The sequence below is a fragment of the Alteriqipengyuania lutimaris genome, assembly GCF_003363135.1.
GTDB classification, from domain to species: Bacteria; Pseudomonadota; Alphaproteobacteria; order Sphingomonadales; family Sphingomonadaceae; genus Alteriqipengyuania; species Alteriqipengyuania lutimaris.
In genome coordinates, this window is the sequence record NZ_QRBB01000001.1 from 1,019,403 (window position 1) to 1,038,250 (window position 18,848).

General features: G+C 67.6%; 21 protein-coding genes. 1 reads left to right on the forward strand and 20 read right to left on the reverse strand.

What is annotated here, in order from left to right; translation table 11 throughout:
* Window positions 1–95: 95 nt before the first annotated feature.
* The 18 genes from DL238_RS05060 to DL238_RS05145 all read right to left on the reverse strand — a co-directional run bounded on the left by DL238_RS05060 (window position 96) and on the right by DL238_RS05145 (window position 15,396).
* Window positions 96–482 carry a flagellar export chaperone FliS gene (locus DL238_RS05060; protein WP_115491265.1) on the reverse strand — a complete coding sequence of 129 codons (387 nt, stop codon included), beginning with the start codon at window positions 480–482 and terminating at the stop codon, window positions 96–98.
* Window positions 483–484: 2 nt separating this feature from the next.
* Window positions 485–1,912, reverse strand: a complete 1,428-nt coding sequence (fliD, locus tag DL238_RS05065; RefSeq protein ID WP_115491266.1) for a flagellar filament capping protein FliD — start codon at window positions 1,910–1,912, stop codon at window positions 485–487.
* A gap of 99 nt (window positions 1,913–2,011) precedes the next feature.
* Complete coding sequence (locus DL238_RS05070) at window positions 2,012–3,136, reverse strand: EscU/YscU/HrcU family type III secretion system export apparatus switch protein (protein WP_115491267.1); 1,125 nt, start codon at window positions 3,134–3,136, stop codon at window positions 2,012–2,014.
* Window positions 3,133–3,918, reverse strand: coding sequence for a flagellar biosynthetic protein FliR (gene fliR / locus DL238_RS05075; protein ID WP_115491268.1), 786 nt, complete (start codon window positions 3,916–3,918; stop codon window positions 3,133–3,135). The genes DL238_RS05070 and fliR overlap by 4 nt, the downstream gene beginning before the upstream one ends.
* 15 nt (window positions 3,919–3,933) lie before the next feature.
* On the reverse strand, window positions 3,934–4,206 hold the full coding sequence (locus DL238_RS05080) for a flagellar biosynthetic protein FliQ (protein WP_115491269.1): 273 nt from the start codon (window positions 4,204–4,206) through the stop codon (window positions 3,934–3,936).
* Window positions 4,207–4,214: 8 nt separating this feature from the next.
* On the reverse strand, window positions 4,215–4,988 hold the full coding sequence (gene fliP, locus DL238_RS05085) for a flagellar type III secretion system pore protein FliP (RefSeq protein WP_407640852.1): 774 nt from the start codon (window positions 4,986–4,988) through the stop codon (window positions 4,215–4,217).
* Window positions 4,988–5,296: a flagellar biosynthetic protein FliO gene (locus DL238_RS05090; protein WP_115491271.1), complete on the reverse strand. Its 309-nt coding sequence runs from the start codon at window positions 5,294–5,296 to the stop codon at window positions 4,988–4,990. Before DL238_RS05090 ends, fliP begins: the two co-directional genes overlap by 1 nt.
* On the reverse strand, window positions 5,296–5,658 hold the full coding sequence (gene fliN, locus DL238_RS05095) for a flagellar motor switch protein FliN (protein ID WP_115491272.1): 363 nt from the start codon (window positions 5,656–5,658) through the stop codon (window positions 5,296–5,298). Before fliN ends, DL238_RS05090 begins: the two co-directional genes overlap by 1 nt.
* A gap of 3 nt (window positions 5,659–5,661) precedes the next feature.
* A complete protein-coding gene (locus tag DL238_RS05100; protein ID WP_115491273.1) occupies window positions 5,662–6,561 on the reverse strand; it encodes a FliM/FliN family flagellar motor C-terminal domain-containing protein in 900 nt (299 codons plus the stop codon).
* Window positions 6,558–7,142 carry a flagellar basal body-associated FliL family protein gene (locus tag DL238_RS05105; protein ID WP_115491274.1) on the reverse strand — a complete coding sequence of 195 codons (585 nt, stop codon included), beginning with the start codon at window positions 7,140–7,142 and terminating at the stop codon, window positions 6,558–6,560. Before DL238_RS05105 ends, DL238_RS05100 begins: the two co-directional genes overlap by 4 nt.
* Window positions 7,143–7,172: 30 nt before the next feature.
* Complete coding sequence (locus tag DL238_RS05110; protein ID WP_115491275.1) at window positions 7,173–8,639, reverse strand: hypothetical protein; 1,467 nt, start codon at window positions 8,637–8,639, stop codon at window positions 7,173–7,175.
* Between the two features lie 71 nt (window positions 8,640–8,710).
* Window positions 8,711–9,097 carry a hypothetical protein gene (locus DL238_RS05115; protein WP_115491276.1) on the reverse strand — a complete coding sequence of 129 codons (387 nt, stop codon included), beginning with the start codon at window positions 9,095–9,097 and terminating at the stop codon, window positions 8,711–8,713.
* A complete protein-coding gene (locus tag DL238_RS05120; RefSeq protein WP_115492776.1) occupies window positions 9,087–10,418 on the reverse strand; it encodes a FliI/YscN family ATPase in 1,332 nt (443 codons plus the stop codon). The genes DL238_RS05115 and DL238_RS05120 overlap by 11 nt, the downstream gene beginning before the upstream one ends.
* Window positions 10,419–10,456: 38 nt before the next feature.
* Window positions 10,457–11,047, reverse strand: a complete 591-nt coding sequence (locus tag DL238_RS05125) for a FliH/SctL family protein (RefSeq protein ID WP_115492777.1) — start codon at window positions 11,045–11,047, stop codon at window positions 10,457–10,459.
* Window positions 11,034–12,080 (reverse strand): flagellar motor switch protein FliG, encoded by a 1,047-nt coding sequence (locus DL238_RS05130; protein ID WP_115491277.1) that lies wholly within the window; start codon window positions 12,078–12,080, stop codon window positions 11,034–11,036. Before DL238_RS05130 ends, DL238_RS05125 begins: the two co-directional genes overlap by 14 nt.
* On the reverse strand, window positions 12,077–13,738 hold the full coding sequence (gene fliF, locus DL238_RS05135; protein ID WP_115491278.1) for a flagellar basal-body MS-ring/collar protein FliF: 1,662 nt from the start codon (window positions 13,736–13,738) through the stop codon (window positions 12,077–12,079). The genes DL238_RS05130 and fliF overlap by 4 nt, the downstream gene beginning before the upstream one ends.
* A 3-nt stretch (window positions 13,739–13,741) precedes the next feature.
* Entirely contained in the window at window positions 13,742–14,110 is a 369-nt protein-coding gene (gene fliE / locus DL238_RS05140) for a flagellar hook-basal body complex protein FliE (RefSeq protein ID WP_115491279.1), read from the reverse strand.
* A complete protein-coding gene (locus tag DL238_RS05145) occupies window positions 14,107–15,396 on the reverse strand; it encodes a sigma-54 interaction domain-containing protein (protein ID WP_115491280.1) in 1,290 nt (429 codons plus the stop codon). Before DL238_RS05145 ends, fliE begins: the two co-directional genes overlap by 4 nt.
* Before the next feature lie 236 nt (window positions 15,397–15,632).
* Between DL238_RS05145 and DL238_RS05150 the strand changes: the two genes are divergently transcribed.
* On the forward strand, window positions 15,633–16,460 hold the full coding sequence (locus DL238_RS05150; RefSeq protein ID WP_115491281.1) for a flagellin N-terminal helical domain-containing protein: 828 nt from the start codon (window positions 15,633–15,635) through the stop codon (window positions 16,458–16,460).
* Between the two features lie 691 nt (window positions 16,461–17,151).
* Here the strand turns inward: DL238_RS05150 and DL238_RS05155 are convergent.
* Window positions 17,152–17,970: a flagellar motor protein MotB gene (locus tag DL238_RS05155; RefSeq protein ID WP_115491282.1), complete on the reverse strand. Its 819-nt coding sequence runs from the start codon at window positions 17,968–17,970 to the stop codon at window positions 17,152–17,154.
* A gap of 1 nt (window position 17,971) precedes the next feature.
* Window positions 17,972–18,835 (reverse strand): flagellar motor stator protein MotA, encoded by an 864-nt coding sequence (gene motA, locus DL238_RS05160; protein ID WP_115491283.1) that lies wholly within the window; start codon window positions 18,833–18,835, stop codon window positions 17,972–17,974.
* Window positions 18,836–18,848: the final 13 nt, after the last annotated feature.

An 18,848-nucleotide genomic window follows, 5' to 3' on the forward strand; every position in this document is an offset into this window, starting at 1 on the left:
GCGGCGAAATCTGGGGCGGAGTGTCCGGGACCGAAGCGGGGCCTGTCAATGCCTGAGGCGCTTCGGCCTCGGGATACTTGATCGAAAACCGATCTTTAGTCGGTCCCGCTGCGGGCGAGCATCAGCGCATCGCGGATGTCGATCACGTCGGTCCGCAGCGCCTCGATCGCCTCGACCTGCGTTTCGGCGATCGACCCCAGCAGCAGCCTGCGCGAGCCTTCGTAGAAATGCAGCAGGCTGCCCGCGAGTTCGTTTTCACGGTCGACGCCCATTTCAAGCGCGGTGAGAATCGCGATGGCGCGCGTGATCGCCGCACTGCGGCCCGCGCGGTTGCCGCGCATGTCCGCCTGGCGCAGCATGCCGATGGTGAGCGAGAGTTCGTCGAGGCAGTAGACCACGATATCCTGCGACGTGCCGCCGCGCACGCGGGCGTCGAAATTGCTTTGCTGGTACGCGGCGCGCGGTTCGTTCGATGCCAGCATGATCAGTTCCGCTGCGCATTCCAGACGTCGATCTGGGACTTGAGGAAGTCCAGCGTCGACTGCGACGAGCTCACGCGCGCCTCCGAAGCGGAGAAGCGGGCGACCATCGAGGCGCGCAGCTTCTCCTGCTTTTCCGCCAGTTCGGCGAGATCCTCGGTAATGTCCTGCGACAGCGTCGTGTAGCGCTTGACCGATCCGGCGAGCGAGCCGGGATCGGTGGAGACCGTATTGTTGCGCGCGATCCGGTCGATCGTGGCGAAGATGCCGTTGATGCCCGGAGTGAACATCGCCGCCACCGCGTCCGGGTGCTCGGTCAATGCCCGTTCGAGCCGCGCGCTGTCGAGCTTGAAGGTGCCGTCGCGCTGGATGCCGACGCCCAGTTCGGCGAGCGTGCGGGGCGTGCCTTCGGCGGCGTTGGGCATGATGATCTTGCTGCCGAGCGCGGAGAATTCGCGGCGCAGCGCGCGTGCGCCGTAATCGCGCGCGAGATCGCCGGTCAGCGCATCGGTCGCCGCGTTCAGCTCGCCCGCAATCTCGTTGAGCGCGCCCACGATGTCGGTCATCGCGCTGGTGACGGCGGCCTTCGGATCGCCGAAGCCGATGGTGGTCGGCGCGCCGGCATTGGTGCCGGTCAGATCGAGCGAGAGGCCGGGGGCCGCGCTGGCGATCGTGTTGCTGGCGCTGCTGCGCGAGAGGCCGTCGAGCTTGTAGAGCGCATCCTGCGAGGTTGCGAGCAGGCGGGCCGGATCGCTGCCCGGTTCCCATGCCAGGTTCGCAAGGCCGGGGTTTGCGGCATCTTCGGCGACCTCGATCTGAAAGCCGTTCTGCGCGCCCTGGGGCCCCTTCATCACCAGCTGCGCGCCGGCGGTGGTTTGCGAAATATAGGCGGTGACGCCCGACCCGGTGGCGTTGATCGCGCGGGCGACGTCGGCCAGCGACGCGCCCGGCTCGATCGCGATGTCGACCGTCGCTTTCGAGCCATCGGCGGTGAAGCCGCCATTGCCGGTCTGCCCGAAGCGGATCGTCAGGGTACCGGCGCCGACGACATCGCTCGATGCGGCATAGGCTGGCGAAGCCAGCGTCTGCGCGCTCGCCAGTTGCGAGACTTCGAGCGAATAGGTGCCCTTGCCCGACGTGCCGAGCGGCGCGGAAACCTTCGCCACGCTGGGATTGGCAATATTGGGCTGCGCGGACAGGTCGCCGGTGCGCACGCGGTCACCCAGCGCGCTGGCGAAGGAGGACAGCAGGCTGCGCAGCGTCGAGGCGAGCGAAATCTGCCGCTCCAGCACTTCCGACTTGCTTTCGAGGCGCTGCTGGCGCGGTTCGAACTGCGCCCGCGCGAGGTCCTCGGCAAGCGAGATCATGTCGACACCGCTGCCCACGCCGAGGCGGCTGGCGATCGAGGACGTATTGCTGCTGGTCGTTTCCATCACCCGACAGAACGGCGCGCCGGGCCGCTATTTAATGGGAAATCGGAAGGATTTTCCTGAGCTCCGGCCGCGCGTGGCGGGCGGTCTGAAATCTACCAGCTAATTCAGCCGTCCGTCGGCGTCGAAGCGCAATGCCACGGGCACTTCGATCGCGGGCAGGGGCGGCAGTTCGCCGCGCTTCAGCGACATGACATAGGCGAGCACGGAGGCGATCGCGCCGTACAGATCCTCGCAGATCATCTGCCGCTCGCGGCTGGTGAAATAGACCGAGCGGGCGAGCTGCGGATATTCGAGCGTGGGCAGGCCGAACTCGTTGGCCAGCTCCTTCATCGCCAGCGCCTTCTCGCCGCGCCCCTTGGCGAGCACGATCGGCGCGGACGCCTTCTCCGGATCGTAGGCCAGCGCGACCGCGAAGTGGGTCGGGTTGGTGATGACGAACTGCGCCTCGCGCATCGCGCCCGAGACCGAGCCTGCGGCGATGTCGCGCTGGCGCTGGCGGCGGGCGCCCTTGGCTTCGGGCGAGCCTTCGCTCTCCTTGTTCTCGTCCTTCATTTCCTGGTGGCTCATCTTGAGCTTTGTGTTGCGGCGGACCCACTGGATCGGCAGGTCGACCGCCGCGATCACGATCAGGCCTCCGCACAGCGCCACGAACAGCGACAGGATCGAACCCCACGCGGTGGTCAGCTGCGCCGCGAGGTTGCCGCGCCCGAGGCCGAGCAGGTTCTCCCACGAAGTGTACCACCACAGCCCCGCGATCCCGCCCAGCAGCGTGACCTTGAGCAGGCCCTTGCCCATCTCGATCAGGCCGTTGGGGCCGAACATGCGCTTGAGGCCCGATGCCGGGTTGATCCTCGTGTGCTTGAATTCAAGGTTCTTGGTGACGAAGCGCCCCTTGCCGAACGCGAGCTGGCTCGCCAGCGTGACGAGCAGCACCGGCACAGCGAGCGCGAAGATCGGCGGCAGCGTGGCCGAGAGCCCCTGCGTCATCATCCTGCCGGGTTGAAAATCGGCGAGCTCGGCGTGTCCGAACTGGAAGCTGTCGCGCAGCAGGCTGGACATCTCGGTCAGCAGCCACGGGCCGCCGAAGGCCAGCCAGCCCGCGCCGACCAGCATGACCACCGCCGTGCCCAGGTCCTTGGAGCGCAGCACGTCGCCCTTGTTGGCGGCATCGCGCAGGCGCTTTTCTGTCGGTGCATAAGTCTTTTCGCCGGCGGTCTCGCTCATGGTGTCACCACGCTCTCGGCCTGTGCCAGCCCCAGTTCGACGAGGTCGGTGAACTGGTCGTAGATCAGCGGCGCACTGATGATGAGCGCGGCGATGCCCGCGAGCACGCCCGCCGGCAGGCCGAGCGCGAAGAGGTTGAGCGAGGGGGCCGAGCGGCTGAGGATGCCGGTGAGGATCTGCACCAGCAGCAGGATCAGCGTGACGGGCAGCGCGATGCGTAGCGCGGTCTCGAAGGTCGCGCCGCCGAACCCGGCGATGGCCTCGAAGCGTTCGGGCCCGAGCCAGGTCTCACCCGGCGGGAAGGCGCGGTAGCTTTCGGTGACGAGCGCGATCCAGTGCAGGTGCGCGCCGGTGGCGAGGAAGATCAGCGTCAGGACGATGATGAAGTACTGGCCGAAGGCGGTCGTCGTACCGCCGGTGCCGGGATCGCTCGTCTGCGCCATGCTCATCCCCATGCTCCCGCCGATCACCTCGGCGGCGATGGTCGGCGCGGCGAAGGCGAGCTGGAGCACGAAGCCGAGCAGCAGGCCGATCAGCGCTTCGCCCGCGAGCGCGAGCATCCCCTCGAGCGTCAGCAGCGCAGGCGGGGTGGCGACGTCGGGCAGCCAGATCGAGATGAAGATCGCCATCGCCCCGGTGAACGAAATGCGCACCATCACCGGCACGTTCGACGCGCCGAAGAACGGTGCGGCGAGCAGCGCGGCACCGATGCGCGTCATCAGGAAGACGACCCGCCAGATGTCGGCTTCCAGCCCGCCAAGTCCGAAGTCGAGCGCGATCATGCGTGTGCCCGGAGCCTAGCGCCCGGTCCGTGCGATCTCGACGAAGATATCCTGCATGAAGTCCATCACCAGCGCCATCATCGACGCGCCGAAGATGACGAGGACGAAGGCGACCGCCGCAAGCTTGGGGACGAAGGTGAGCGTCTGTTCGTTGACCGAGGTCGCCGCCTGGATCAGCCCGATGACGAGGCCGAGGGCCAGCGCGGCCAGCAGGATCGGCGCGGCCACCAGCGCGGTGGTCCACAGCATCCGGTCGGCCATCGAGAGGAGGAGAGAGAGTTCGTCCATGGTTCAGCTCACAAGAAACTCGAGGCAAGGGACCCCATCAGCAGCGACCATCCGTCCACGAGGACGAACAGGAGCAGCTTGAAGGGGAGCGAGACGAGCATCGGGCTCATCATCATCATGCCCAGACTCATGAGCACGGATGAAACGACGAGATCGATGACGAGGAAGGGCAGGAACAGCATGAAGCCGATCTGGAACGCGGTCTTCAATTCGCTGGTGACGAAGGCGGGTAGCAGGATCGAGAAGGGAACGTCCTGCGGGCTCGCGAACTTGGGCGCATCGGCGATATCGGCGAACATCTGCAGGTCGTTCTCGCGCGTCTGGCGGATCATGAAGGTGTGGAACTCGCCCCCGGCGCGCTCGATCGCGACCTCGGCGTTGATGCTGCCCGCCGAATAGGGCTCGATCGCGGACGCGTTCACGCGCTCCAGCGTCGGCGCCATGATGAACAGCGACAGGAACAGCGCGATCCCGATGAGCACCTGGTTGGGCGGCGATTGCTGCAGGCCCAGCGCCTGCCGCAAAATCGCCAGCACCACGATGATGCGCGTGAAGCTGGTCATCATCAGGATCAGCGCGGGCAGGATCGTCAGCAGCCCCATGATGAGGAGCAGCTGGAGCGACAGGCTCAGCGGTTCGCCGCCCGCGCCGCCGAGTTCGCCGAAGGCACGGTCGAGCGCACCGGCAGCGGCGCTGTCGGTCGGCATCGCCGTGGCGGCATGCGCCGCGCCGGTAAAAGCCAGCGCGCCGAGCGCGGCGGCCAGCTTCGCAATGCGGGACATCATGCAGCCAGTTCCGTGCCTTCGGCGGTGTCGTGGGCGGCGGGCTTTGCGCGCGCCGGTGCCTCGGCCAGGCGGGTCAGCCCGCCCTTCGAGGTCGAGACGAGGATTTCCTTCCCGTGAAACTCGATCACCGCGAGGCGCAGCGTGGGCGAGAGCATCGTGGTCTCGACGATGCGCACGGCCTTCTCACCCCCGCCGTTCGGCCCGCCGAGCTGGCCCTGCATCCGCTTGGCCAGTTTCAGGCTGCCCCAGATCATCAGCCCAATCAGCGGCAGCAGGATCAGCAGCTTGAGGATGAAGAGCAGCATCAGATCTGTTCCACCGTCGGCGGAGGTGCGCGCCGCTCTTCGACCGGGGCGTGACCCTGACCCTGATGGCCCTGGGCGACCTGCGGCGTACCGTGGGGCGCACCTGCATTGGTGCCGGAGCCGACGAGTTCGAGGATGCGGATTGCGAAGCGGTTGCCCTGTGCCACCACCTCGCCGCGCGCGATCAGGCGGCCATTGACCATGATGTCGAGCGGCTCGTCGGTCAGCCGCTCGAGCTCGACCACGCTGTTCTCTCCCAGCGCGAGGATCTCGCGAAGGGGAAGATTCTTGCGGCCGAGTTCCACCGTCAGGCGGACGTCGATTTCCTGGATCAGGCCGTAGCCATCGAATGGCATGGTCATGGTTTAGTTGCCCTTCGCAAATGCGGTGTGGTGGATTTCGAGTGCGACGCGGTCGTCCAGCGCGCCCACGGTGCCGTGGGCGATGGTCGTGTCCGCGATGGAAAGGGGGATGCTGCGGTGGATCGGCACCGGCAGCAGCGTGCCGACCTGCAGCGCGACGATCCGGTGCAGCGGGATCGCCATGTCGACCAGCGTGGCGGTGGTCGCGAGTTCGACCCCGGCGAGGGGCGATTCGTCGATCGGCGTCTCGCCCATGCTGCGGCGGACCGGCTTGCCCACCGGCGTTTCGCCCGCGAACTGCACGAAGGTTGCTTCGCAGGTGGCGAAGGTGACGGTGAGCCGGGGAATGCCCGGGCGCAGGACCGCAATGGTCGCGACATGCACGGGTGCGCGTGCGCCGGACGGAACGATCTCGCCCAGATCGCTGCCGCGCTCCGCCGCGGCAAGATCGCCGCGCCCGCATGCCTCGATACAGGCGGCGATCAGTTCGCCCTCGATCTCGCGCGCGAAGCGGTTGGCGGAGGCGGGCAGGGCGACAGCCTCTGCCAGGTTTTCGCCGTCGCCGCCCAGCATCCGGTCGAATTCGCCGATCAGCGCGCCGACATTGGCGGAGGCGAGCACGCCCAGGCCCTTGCCCGGAAGCGCGAAGCGCGCGTGGTGCTGGCGCTCGCCCAGCGTTTCGCCCAGCGCAGCGGCGGGGCAGGCGGTGCATTCGACCAGCTCGGTCTCGAGCTTGGGCGCATCGAACAGCCGCGCGAGGCGCGGCTGGATCGCCCGCGCCAGCCGCGTGCCGAAGCGCGCGAAATCGCCCGCCACGTCGGCCGCGTCGAGCGTGTTCGACAGCAGCTCTTCGCAGTGCTTCGCCGTGCGACGCCCGGCCACAGGAGGCTCGCCTTCGGTCATTGCACGATGAGCGAGCGGAAATAGACGTTGTCGACCCCGCCGAAGCCTTCATGCGCGATCAGCTCTTCGTTGATCGCACCGGTCAGGCGCTTCTGCAGCGCGGCCTTGCCTTCGGCGCTCGCGATGTCCTCCATCTCGGTCGAGGCAAGCTCGACGAGGATGCGCGAACGGATCGCGAGCTCGTGATCGTGGAGCCACATCAGCACGCGCCCGTCCCTGTGGGTCGAGGCCGCGAGGCTGATCTGGACGAGGTTCGCCCCGCCCGCGAGGTTGGAGGTGAACTCTTCCTGGAATTCGTAATAGGCGGTGCGGTACTTGCTGCCGCCCGAGCCGTGGACGACCTTGCCGCCCTCGTCCTTCTTGTCGCTCTTCACGGCGTAGGGATCGGCCTCGCCCTTGAGCACCAGTTGCGGGCCGGTGTCCTTCTTCGGCTCGCCCGGATCGCCGATCATGCCGGTGGCGAAGGCGGCATAGGTGCCGCCGCCGCCAGCGGCGAGCAGGACGACCCCGATCAGGACGAATTTGATGATCCCCCTCTTCTTCTTCGGCTTCGCGTCGGTCTTTTCGGCTTCGGTGCTCATGGTTAATTCCGTCTATGTCTCGATGGTTAATCAGGCGTAAATTCCGCCGTCCGATTTCGGCTGGCGCTGGGCGTTGACGTGAGTGTCCTGCCCGGATGGGCTGTTGTCGCCGCGTCGTTCGCGCCGGTCCTGACGGGAATCGCCGGTCGTGCCCGACGGGTCGGCCATGCCCGCGCCCGACCCCTGCGTACCGGCCTGCCCGGATGATCCCCCGGACTGGGCGTTCGCCTGACCATTCGGCTGTGCCAGTGCCTCGGTGGCCCGCAGCTGCGGCCTGTCGGCGGCGATCGCGGCGGCCAGCGCGCGCTGCGTATCGCTGTCCTGCGCGGCGACCTCGACATCGAGCGTGCGGCCACTGGTCTCGAAGGTCAGCGAGAGATTGCCGAGTTCCTTGTGTGCCAACGCGATCGTGGCCGATGCGCTGCCCGCACTGTCGCGCGCGGCGGCGATGCGGTCGACCATCGCGGCCAGCTCTGGGAAGTGCGGCATCTGCCCGGCCGGCGCAGCGACACCAAGAGAGGCACTCGCCGGAAGGGCGCCGAGTGTCGGCGCGGCGATCATCGAGGCGGAGGTGGAGAGTGTGCTGCCGAGCGACAGCGACTGCCCGGGGTCCGCCACCGGCCTGTCGGCGGCCCGGAGCTGGAAGGTCAGGCCGGTCTGCGTGGCCTCCTGGCGGACCTGTTCTATGCCACGGGCGGCGACCGGCGCGCCGCTCGCGTCCCTCGTCGCCGGGCTCGCCGCAGGCTTTGCCTCGCCTTCGCTCCGACGCCCCTGCTCCCCCGATGGCGAATCCTGGCCGGGACGGCGCTGATCGTCCGATTGCGTCCCGGCAGCTAGCGCAACCGGAGCCTGCGAAGCGGAAGCGACGGATGATGCTACCATCGGTGTCCCGGTCGATGCTGGCTTCTCGGGCTGCGCCGTCGACCCCGTCCGAGGAGCGGTGCCGGAAGCCATCGGTGCGGCCACTACCAGCGCCGGGGCGGATTCCGCCAGGCTGGCCTGCACGACCGGCATTTGCGTATCCTGAGCAGCGGTTCGCGCGGGATGGTCCGGGGCGCCTTCGGGCTCCGGCTCTACCTCGATATCGGCAGGCGCGCGCTTTCCGGGCTGCGACGCCACGACCGCTTCGGCTCCGGTTTCGACATCGCTGCCGTCAGGCGCGCGCGTGCCGGGCTCCCCCGCCTCGATCGGCAGATCGTTGTGCATTGCGGCAAGATCGCTCCGCCCGACCGGCAAGGCCTTGCCGCTTGCCGCTGCGCCCGCGTCCTCCACGCTTGCCGGGTCCGTACCTTCGGGAAGCGCCGGCACCCCGTCCGTCCCCTCCGAAGCCGCCTCTTCGGCCATCGGTTCGCGGCTGCTGGCGGTCAGCTTTTTCAGCGCTTCGGCGAAGTCCGCAGGCACGCTGCGGCCCGCCTCGAGCGTCGGCAGCCCTTCGAGGGCGATGCCCGATGCGTCGAGCGGTCTGGCAGGAGTGAGGTTGAGAGATAGCGCTGTCATCGAGGCCCCGTCGGTTGGTCGGGGGCGGATATTCAAGATGCGTGCCAAGCGCGGCGCACGCGGCCCAGGTTTCAGCGGGAAGCGAGTTTTTCGCGCAAGGTCTGCGCGGCCTCGCGGTAATCCTCTTCGGCCCGCTTGCGCCTGCGCTCGGTCTGCGCGAGCGCGGCGAGCGAGGCTTCGGACTGGCTGCGCGCATCCTTTGCATGGCGCTCCGCCATGTGGCTGAGATCGCGCAGATGGCTGCTCATCGCGCCCGCCCGGCGCAGGCTTTGTGCGTCGGTCGCGTCGGTGGCGCTGGCATAATGCGCGGCGAGGGCGCGGGTCTTGGCCGACACCGCATCGAGCCGCGCGCGCTGCGCCTCGGCCTCGGCGGCGGCGAGCGCGGACTGGCGCTGCTCGACCGTGCGGACCCGCTCGATCAACCGGGTGCGTCTGAGGCGGCGCTGTTCAGCCGTCATCGCCCATCAGGTCCTGCAAGCCGCCGACCGCTTCGAACAGCGAGACATGCTCGGCGAAATCCTGGCCGAGAAAGTCCGACATCGGCCCGTGCATCGCGATCGCCCTGTCGAGCGTCGCGTCCTGTCCGGGGCGATAAGCGCCCATCAGCACCAGGTCGCGGTTCTCCTCGTACACGGCGTTGAGCGCGCGGAACTTGCGCGCCGCGACAACATGTGCGGGCGGGACGATATCGTTCATCACGCGGCTGAGCGATGCGCCGACGTCGACCGCGGGGTAACGCCCGCGCTGGGCGATATCGCGCGAGAGCACGACGTGCCCGTCCATGATCGATCGGGCGGTATCGACCACCGGATCGTTCTGGTCGTCGCCATCGGCAAGGACTGTGTAGATGCCGGTTATGGCCCCGCCGCTTTCGGCCGAATTGCCCGCGCGTTCGATCAGCTTGGTGATCGTCGAAAGGGCCGAAGGCGGATAGCCGCGCGCGGCGCCGGGTTCGCCCAGCAGCATGCCGATCTCGCGCGCGGCGTGCGCCACGCGGGTCAGGCTGTCGAGGATGAGAAGGACCTTCTTGCCCTGCGCGCGCATTTCCTCGGCAATCGAGGTCGCGAGCATCGCGCCGCGCAGGCGCAGGTTTGCGGCGTGGTCTGCCGGAACCGCGACGATCGCGGTGCGCTTGCCGGCTGGCCCGCTCATGTGACGGGCGACGAAATCGGAGACTTCGCGGGCGCGCTCGCCGATCAGGCCGACGACGATCGCGTCGGCTTCTGCGCCGCCCACGATCATGTCCATCAGGACCGACTTGCCGACGCCCGAGCCCGCCATGATGCCCACGCGCTGGCCGACGCCCAGCGTCGTCAGAGCGTTGAGCGAGCGGATGCCGGTATCGAAGGGCTGCGAGACGCTGGTCCGGTCGAGCGCGCCGGTGCGCCGCCCGCCCGCCGGCCATTCGCGGCTGGCATGGACGGGGCCGCCGCCGTCGATGGGTGCGCCCGAGGCATCGACCGCGCGGCCCAGATATTCCTTGCCGACCGAGAGCATGCCGGGCTTGCCTTCGGGCCGCACCATCGCACCCGGGCGCAGCAGCACCGTGTCGCCCAGCATCATCATGATCGTGTGGCCGTTGCGAAAGCCGATCGCTTCGGCGAGATGCGGCTGTCCGCCGCCATGGACGATCGAACACAGCGTGCCGATCGGAACGCCGAGCCCGCTGACCTCGATCAGCCCGCCATCGCAGGCGACGACGCGCCCGAAGCGCCGCGGGGCGAGATCGACCGAACCGCCCGAGAAACCGTCGAGCGTGTCATCGAGCAGGTCCAGCATGGGGTCGGTCGGCATCGGGCCGGTCAGCATTGCGTCGGTCAGCATTGCGCGAGCGCTTCGGCGATGGCCTGGCGCCACTGCGCCGGGCCGTCCTCTACCCCGCCATCCTCGGTATCGATCCGCAGCGCGCCGCGTTCGATCGCGGGGTCGGGCACCAGCGTCAGCTTCGGATCGACCAGCGGCAGGACCAGCGCATGGTCGCTCGGGTTGAGGCGGATGATGCGCTCGTCGGTCTTGCGCTGGAGCAGCGCGGCGGCCGCTTCCACCCGGCGGTGGAGCCCGTCGATATCGAGCGCGAGCGGCAGGACGGCGTCTTCGCACAAGGCGATCACGGTTTCCCGCAGGCGTTCGCGCAGGGCCTGGCCGCTCTCTTCGTCGAAGCGGGCGAAGGCGAGCGTGATGGCCTCGCGCGCGGCGTCTTCCTCGGCACGCTGCGCGGCTGCTTCCTGCATCGCCTCGGCGCGTCCTTCCTCGCGGCCCCGGGCATGCGCATCGGCGACCGGGTCGACCGTGTCGGCACCCTCGGTCTTTGCCGCCGCCATCGGGGCATGGTCCGCGTAATAGGCCGAGCTGCGGGTGAAGCCGCGCCGTTCGCGCAGTTCGCTGACCGGCAGCCTATACGTAGTCATCGTCGGCATCGCCCATGATCAGTTCGCCGTCCGCGATCAGCCGCTTGGCGACCGCGATCACCTCGCGCTGGGCGGCTTCGACATCGGCGCGCTTGATGCGGCCCATCGTCTCGATCTCGTCGCGCAGGCCGTCGGCGGCGCGGGTCGACATGGCGCCGTAGAACAGCTCGCGATCGTCCTCGGCCAGGCCGCGCAGCGAGTTGATCAGCGTCTCGCTCTCGACCTCGCGCAGCAGCATGCCGATCTGCTTGGTGTCGAGCGCGAACAGATGCTCGAACTTGAACATCTCGTTCTCGAGCTGCTGGTGCAGCAGCTTGTCGATCTGGCCGATCTTCGGCATCACTTCCTTTTCCACGCTGCGATGCGCGCGGTTGATGATCTCGGCCGCGTTCTTGACCCCGCCCATGGTCAGCGGGACCGAGCCGTGACGGCGCTCGATCATCCCCTCGATCGTTTCTTCGAGGATCGCGATCGCCTGGCGCGAGACCGGGCCCAGCCGGGCGACGCGGTGCAGGACAGGCGTGTGCAGGTGGCGCGGCAGCGCGGCGAGCGTGGCGGCGGCGGTGTCCGTATCGAGCTGCAGCAGCAGCACCGCGATCGCCTGCGGATGCTCTTCGGCGAGCATTTCCGCGATCACCTCTGGATCGAGCCAGCGCAGCACGGCGAGCGTCGGCGAGGGCTCTTCCTTCTGTTCGGGCGCGACCTGCCGGATCAGGCTGTCGGCCTTCATGTCGCCGACGGCGCTGGTCAGCATCCGCTTGACGCTGCTGATCCGGCCATGCGCGGAGATCGCGCCATTGTCGATCGAGCGCGAGAAGCCGGAGATCGCATCGGAAATCGCATGCGGGTCGATTTCGCCCAGCGAGCACATGCGCGCGGCGAGCTGGCGCAGTTCCTCGGGCTCCATCTGAGAGAGGATCGCGGTCGCGTCATCCTCGCTCATCAGCATGATCATGATCGCCGCGCGGTCGATCCCGGCGATCGTTGGCGGGAGCGGGGGCTGGGCCGGGCTCTGGGGTGCCATGTCGCTCATCGTGCGGCCCCTTCGGCCATCTGGCCCGGCACGGGTTCGGCGAGCATGCGGCGCAGGGCGAGGACCGCGTCCTGCGGCTGTTCGCGCGCGAAGCGCTGTGCCAGCTCGATCTGCGCGTCGAGGTCTTCGCGGTCATAGCCGCTTTCGGGCGGCATGATCCGGACCGCGCTCTCGCCATCGGCGCCGGGAAGGGCGTCGGCTTCGGCCTTGCCGGCCTTGCCGCGCGCCATCTTCATCAGCGGACGGACCACGAAGATCAGCACCAGCAGCACCGCGATCAGCGCGACGCCGTTGCGGACCATCATCGCGAACCAGCCGGTTTCGTAGAAGGGCGGTTCCTCGGCGACGACCTCGGTGAAGGGGCGCATGACCACGGTGACGATATCGCCGCGTTCCTCGCGCGCGCCCACGGCGGCGGAGACGAGATCCTCGATCTTCTGGATGTCCGCCGCGCTCGTATTCTCGAGCGCATTCTGGTCGATCGCCACCGCGACCGAGACATGCTTGAGCGCGCCGGGCGTGAGATTGGACACCGAGACTTCGCGGCCCAGTTCGTAGGTCCGCGAGGCGGAGACGTCCGCCGGGCCCTGCTGCGCCTCTGCCGGAGGAGTGTCCTCCGGGGCGCCGTCGCGCAGCTGCGGATCGGCGGGCGGCTGGTTGGCGGTCGCGCCCGGAATGCCGCCGGCCTGCGTCTGCGGCATCTGCGTTTCCTGCGTCGTCTCGCGCCGCACCGCGCCATCCTTGTCGTAGCTTTCGCGCGCCGAAGTGACCTCGTTCATGTCGAGCTCGACCTGCACCTGGCTGGAAAAGGCCTGCGCGCCGATCATGGGGGCGAGCAGTTGGTCGACCTGCGCGGTCAGCTTCGCTTCCATCTGCGATTGCAGGTCCAGCCGTTCGCTGTTCGCGCCGCTGCTGCCGCGGTCGGTCAGCAGCTTGCCGTGCTGGTCGACCACGCGCACCGCGTCGATCGACAGGCCGGGGACCGAACCCGCGACCAGATTGACGATTGCGGCAACCTGGCTGTCGGCCAGCTGGCGACCGCGCGCCATGCGCACCATGATCGATGCCGAAGGGGCCACGTCCTCGCGCACGAAAACCGACCGTTCGGCCTTGGCGACATGGACGCGGACCGATTCGACGCCCTCGATTTCCTGGATGGTGAGCATCAGCTCACGCTCCTGCGCCGCGCGCAGGCGATCGCCCTCCAGCGTCCGGCTGGCGCCGAGCGGGAGGTTTTCGAGCATGTCCGAACCGGTCTCGGGCGCGGCGACCGCGCCGTCGGAGGCGACCAGCATGCGCGCGCGATAGAGGTCGCCCTCGCTGACGGTCAGCGTGCCGGTATTGTTGTCGATCTGGTAGCCGATGCCCGCCTGATCGAGGCTGGCGACCACGGCGGCCCGGCTCGCATCGTCGAGCGAGGAATAGAGCACGCGCTGCGGCCCCGGGGCGAGCGTCGCCCACAGCAGGGCCGCGACGCCGAGGCCGGCCATGCCGACAAACCACGGCAGCACCTTGCGGACCAGCGGCTGGCCGACGAAGGCCCGCGCGCGATCCCCCATGCCGCCGCTGCCCGAGGTCAGCGGTTCGAGGATCGAGCCGCGTCCGGGAGGCGGAGGCGCGCCCTGCGGAGCATTATTGGCGGGAACGAGACCGGCCATCTATCAGACCCCCATCCGCATGATTTCCTGATAGGCGCTGAGCAACTTGTTGCGCACCTGCAGGGTTGCTTCGAAGGCGACGCCCGATTCCTGGCGGGCGAGCATGACCTTGGCGATGTCGGTGACTTCGCCGCGTTCGTAGGCGGCGGTGATCTCGCCCGAGCGCTGCTGCGCGGCGTTCACGCCGTCGAGCGCGCTTCTGAGCGAATCCGCGAAGCCCCCGCTTTCCTGCGTCGGTTGGACCTCGGTCGGCGCGGCCGCCTTGTCCTGGTGCAGCTCCTGCAGGACCGAGGATCGCTCGATGATCTGCTGGCGCAGCGCCATCACCTGATTGATGGCCCCGCCCGCACCGGCACCCGATACGGGGTTCATCGTGCACCCCCTACGGCGATGCCGGCTTCACGGAACGAGGCGAGGCGATAGCGCAAGGTGCGCTCGGAGATGCCGAGCTGCTTTGCGGCTTCGGCGCGGCGGCCGTTGCACGCATCGAGCGTTTCCATGATCGCATTCGCTTCGGATTCGCGGACGATCTTCGAAAGCCTGCGCGCGCCGCTCTCCTTCACCTCGTAGACGCCCTGATAGACCGGCTGTTCTGCGACAGGGGCAGGGGACGCTTCCTGCGCCGCGACCGAGCGGACCGGCGTGTCGAACACGATGTGCTCGGTCGAGATCGCGCTCTTGCCCTGCGCCAGCAGCAAGGCGCGACGGATGACGTTTTCCAGCTCGCGCACGTTGCCCGGCCACTTGTGGCTGCGCAGGACCGACAGCGCGCTTTCGGACAGCCACGGAACGGGCTGGCCCTTGGTGCGATGGCGCAGGATCATCGCAAAGGCGAGCGGGGCGATGTCGCCCGTACGTTCGGCCAGCGGATTGAGCGTCATCGGAAAGACGTTGAGCCTGTAGAAAAGGTCTTCGCGAAACCGGCCGGCAGCCACTTCGGTGGGCAGGTCGCGGTTCGCGCAGGCGATGACCCGCACGTCGACCTTGACCGGGCTGGTCGCACCGATCGGCACGACTTCGCCTTCCTGCAGCGCGCGCAGCAGCTTGGCCTGCAGCGGCAGCGGCATTTCGGCGATCTCGTCGAGCAGCAGCGTGCCGCCGTCGGCGGCGCGGAAGAAGCCTTCGCCGTTCGCATTCGCGCCGGTGAAGGAGCCTTTTTCATGGCCGAAGAGCAGTGCTTCCAGCATGGTTTCCGGGATCGCGGCGCAATTGAACGCGATGAAGGGCTTGTCGCAGCGCTCGCTGCGCTGGTGGATGAATTTAGACAGAACTTCCTTGCCGGTGCCGGTCGGCCCGTGGATCAGCACGGGAATGTCGGTCCGCGCGAGGCGATCGGCCAGCGAGAGGACCGCCAGCGACACCGGATCGGCGGCCACGGGGCCGCCATCGGCGCACAGCAGAGCGACCAGCGCGCCGATCGTCGATTCGCTGGCAGCGTCGGTGTAGCGGATCGTGCCGCCCTTGCCGGCCAGTTCGATCCCGTTCGCATCGCCTTTTTCGAGCACGATGGTGCGTCCCTCATGGGCGCTTTTCGGATCGGCTGCGTCGACCAGCTGGACCGGTCGATCGAAAAACAGCGATGTTGCGATCCCCGTCAGTCGCGATGCCACGGCACCATGCGCACGCGCACAGCGCGCCGTTTCGTTAACCCCAATCATGACCGCCCCGTTCCACCCTATTAGCGTCGTTTCCCCGAGGCAGGTTTTTGCCGGTGGACGAACAAGATGTACTTACTTTTAGTCCCCGTGATTTTACCCTGGGTAGAAACACCTAGGCGAGGATGTTTTTCGGCCCAAGCCCTTAACTTCCCGAGATGCGTGCCGGTCTGTGTCCCAGCTGCTGCGAACCGATCCACCCCACGGCAGTGACCTTTTTTGTCAGGGAGACTACGGAAATGAGCGTAATCAACACCAACATCAGCGCGATGAAAGCTGCGAATGCGTCGTCGTCGGCCAACAAGGCTCTGGGCGTCGCGATGGAGCGTCTGTCGACCGGCAAGCGCATCAACTCGGCCAAGGACGACGCGGCCGGCCTCGCGATCGCCACCAGCATGACCTCGCAGGTCCGCGGCATGAGCCAGGGCATCCGCAACGCGAACGACGGCATCTCGATGGCGCAGACCGCCGAAGGTGCGCTGAACGAAGTGACCAACATGCTGCAGCGTCAGCGCGAGCTGACCGTCCAGGCGTCCAACAACACCTATGCGGCGGGCGACCTCGCGAACCTCAAGTCCGAAATGGACGCACTGAACACGCAGATCGGCAACATCCTCGGCAACACAGAATTCAACGGCCAGAAACTGTTCGACGCGTCTGCCGGTACCGCCGGCGTCGTGACGATCCAGGCCGGTGCGAACGAAACCGACACCGTCGACATCGACCTGTCGGCCGACCTCACCGCCGACGCCGATCTCGCCGCTGCTGCCGCAGTCGACGTAACCGCGCTGGCGGCGGGCGACATCGCCCTCTTCGACACCGCGATCGAAACGGTCTCGACCGTTCGTGCGGGCCTCGGTGCCACGCAGAACCAGCTCGAATCGGCGGTGACGAACCTCAACAACAACATCACCAACCTCTCCGATGCGCGTTCGCGGATCGAAGATACCGACTACTCGGCCGAAACCACGGCTCTCGCCAAGGCGCAGATCCTCAGCCAGGCTTCGGGCGCCATGCTGGCCCAGGCCAACCAGAGCCAGCAGAACGTCCTTTCGCTGCTGCGCTAAGTCCAAGCTTACCAACCAACAACAAGGCGGATGGCCCGTCGCTTTCGAGCGGCGGGCCATTTGCGTTTGCGGGGTCGAGGCATCCGCCTCCGGCATGAGTCTGCCGCTGGCATGTGGCGAGCGACGCCGGGGCAGGCGCAGGAGCAATCCAGGGGGCCTGCCGGGTTTCGCCGACTGAGGGGGGCAGCCGGGGCGCCCGCAGCCCGATGCAACCCCTCCCGCTCCCCTGACACGAAGACGCAATCTGCCTTCTGCATGCAGGGGCATCGGTCGATAGCGGAACGTCGTAAGGCGAAGTCATTTCCGGCCTGCGAGGCGGCCACTCACCGGCTGGATCGACGTCGGTGCTCCGGTGCCACGGCACTGGAAATGCCTGCACCTGTGCGAAGTGGAGGCAGGGGCGGCTGGCTGGCCGAGGCCCTGTAGCGCCCCCGGCATCAAGCGGCGGAGGCCCCGGGTTCGGCGCCCGGTTCGGGCGGCCGGCTTCGCGGTCGCGGAGCTTGGAAAGGCCATTCCTTCCCGCTTCATTTACTTTCGATGTTCACCGCAACCCTTAACCAGTTGCGTTAAGCGGGAAGCGAAACCGTATTCGGCGCGCTTTCCCTGCCTCTCCCGCGGCTGAACCCCGATAATCCCTACCGGCTCCCGGGGCCTATCGCCGGGCCGCTTCAGCCCACGTGCGGACCCGCCCTCAGTTGGCGAGTACGATCGAGATCCGGCGGTTGCGCGGGTCGGACGGATCGTCCTTCACGAGGAGTTCGGTATCGGCCACGCCCTCGATGCGGCGGAAGCTCGCATCGGGAATGCCTTCGTTCATGAGCGTCTGGCGCGTCGCCTCGGCGCGCCCGGCGGAGAGCGACCAGTTGTTGATCCGGCCCGGGTGCTTCCACGGCAGGCTGTCGGTATGGCCGCGCACGATGATCTTGCGGTCCTCCGGCTCGATCGCCAGCGCGATCGCTTCGAGCAGCGCGGTCGCCTCGCGCGTGAGCACGGTCGTGCTCAGATTGAACATCGAGAAATCGGCATCGTCGACCAGGTCGATCCGCACGCCCTCGGTCGTGTCGACCATCTTGATCTGGCTCATCAGCTTGGCGAGCTTGGGATCTTCGGCGAGCTTGTTCCGGGTCCGCGCCGTGATCCGCTCGATCATGCGCGCCGCTTCCTTCGGCCCGCCGATCGAATCGCGCGGGATCGTGATGCCCTCGTTGCCCGTCTGACCCTGCCGGTTCGGATAGTCGTCGACATCGGTCAGCGAGGCTCCGGCAAGAAGGCCGTTCGCGCCTGCGCCGCTGTCCTTGATCTTGACAAGGGTGGGCGTGAAATAGTCGGCCAGCCCCCGGCGCTGGTCGTCGGTCGTCGCGCCGAGCAGCCACAGCAGGAGGAAAAAGGCCATCATCGCTGTTACGAAGTCCGCATAGGCGACCTTCCAGGCCCCGCCGTGATGCCCCGCTTCGATCACCGTCACTTTCTTGACGATGATCGGCGGGCGGTTGTCCCCGTCGCTGCCCATGTCAGCGACCCCGCAGCGCGTCGAGCAGTTCGGTCAGGCCGGGGCGCACGCTGTGGCCGAGGCTGGAGCGCGCGCTTTCCACCACCAGCGGTTGCGGATGGCCGTAGAGCGAGGCGATGATCACCTGCTTGACCGCGTGGAAGATCTGCTCGTCCTGCTCGATCACCTGCTTGAGGCGGCTGGCCAGCGGGCCGACCACGCCATAGGCGAGCAGCACGCCGAGGAAGGTGCCGACGAGCGCGGCGCCGATCATCTTGCCCAGCACTTCGGGCGGCTGGTCGATCGAGCCCATCGTCTTCACCACACCCAGCACGGCGGCGACGATGCCGAGCGCGGGCAGCGCATCGGCCAGCGATTGCAGCGCATGCTGTGGTTCGTGCAGTTCGTGGAAATGCGTCTTCATCGCATTGTCCATCACCTCTTCGACCGCATGCGTTTCGAGCGTGCCCGACGACACCACCAGCAGCGTCAGCGTGTCGCTGACCAGCGCGATCAGCGGCTTGTTCTTCAGGAGGTTGGGATATGCGCTGAAAATGGTCGAGTTCTCGGGCTCGTTCACATGGCTTTCGAGCGCCACGGGCCCGTCGGTCTTGAGCACCTTCATCAGCTGGGTGGTCAGCGCGATCGCGTCGATATGGTCCTGCTTGGTGTGCCGCGGGCCCTTGAAGATCTTGCCGAAAGCGCCGCCGATCGCCTTGAGGTGGTGGAGCGAATTGCCCGCGACCAGCGCACCCACGGCCGCGCCGCCGATGATCATCATCTCGTAGGGCAGGGCGTGCAGCACCGGGCCCATAGCCCCGCCGCTGAGCACGAAGCCCCCGAAGACCATCACCATCAGAACAAGAATGCCGACAATCGCGTACATGAATCGAAATCCC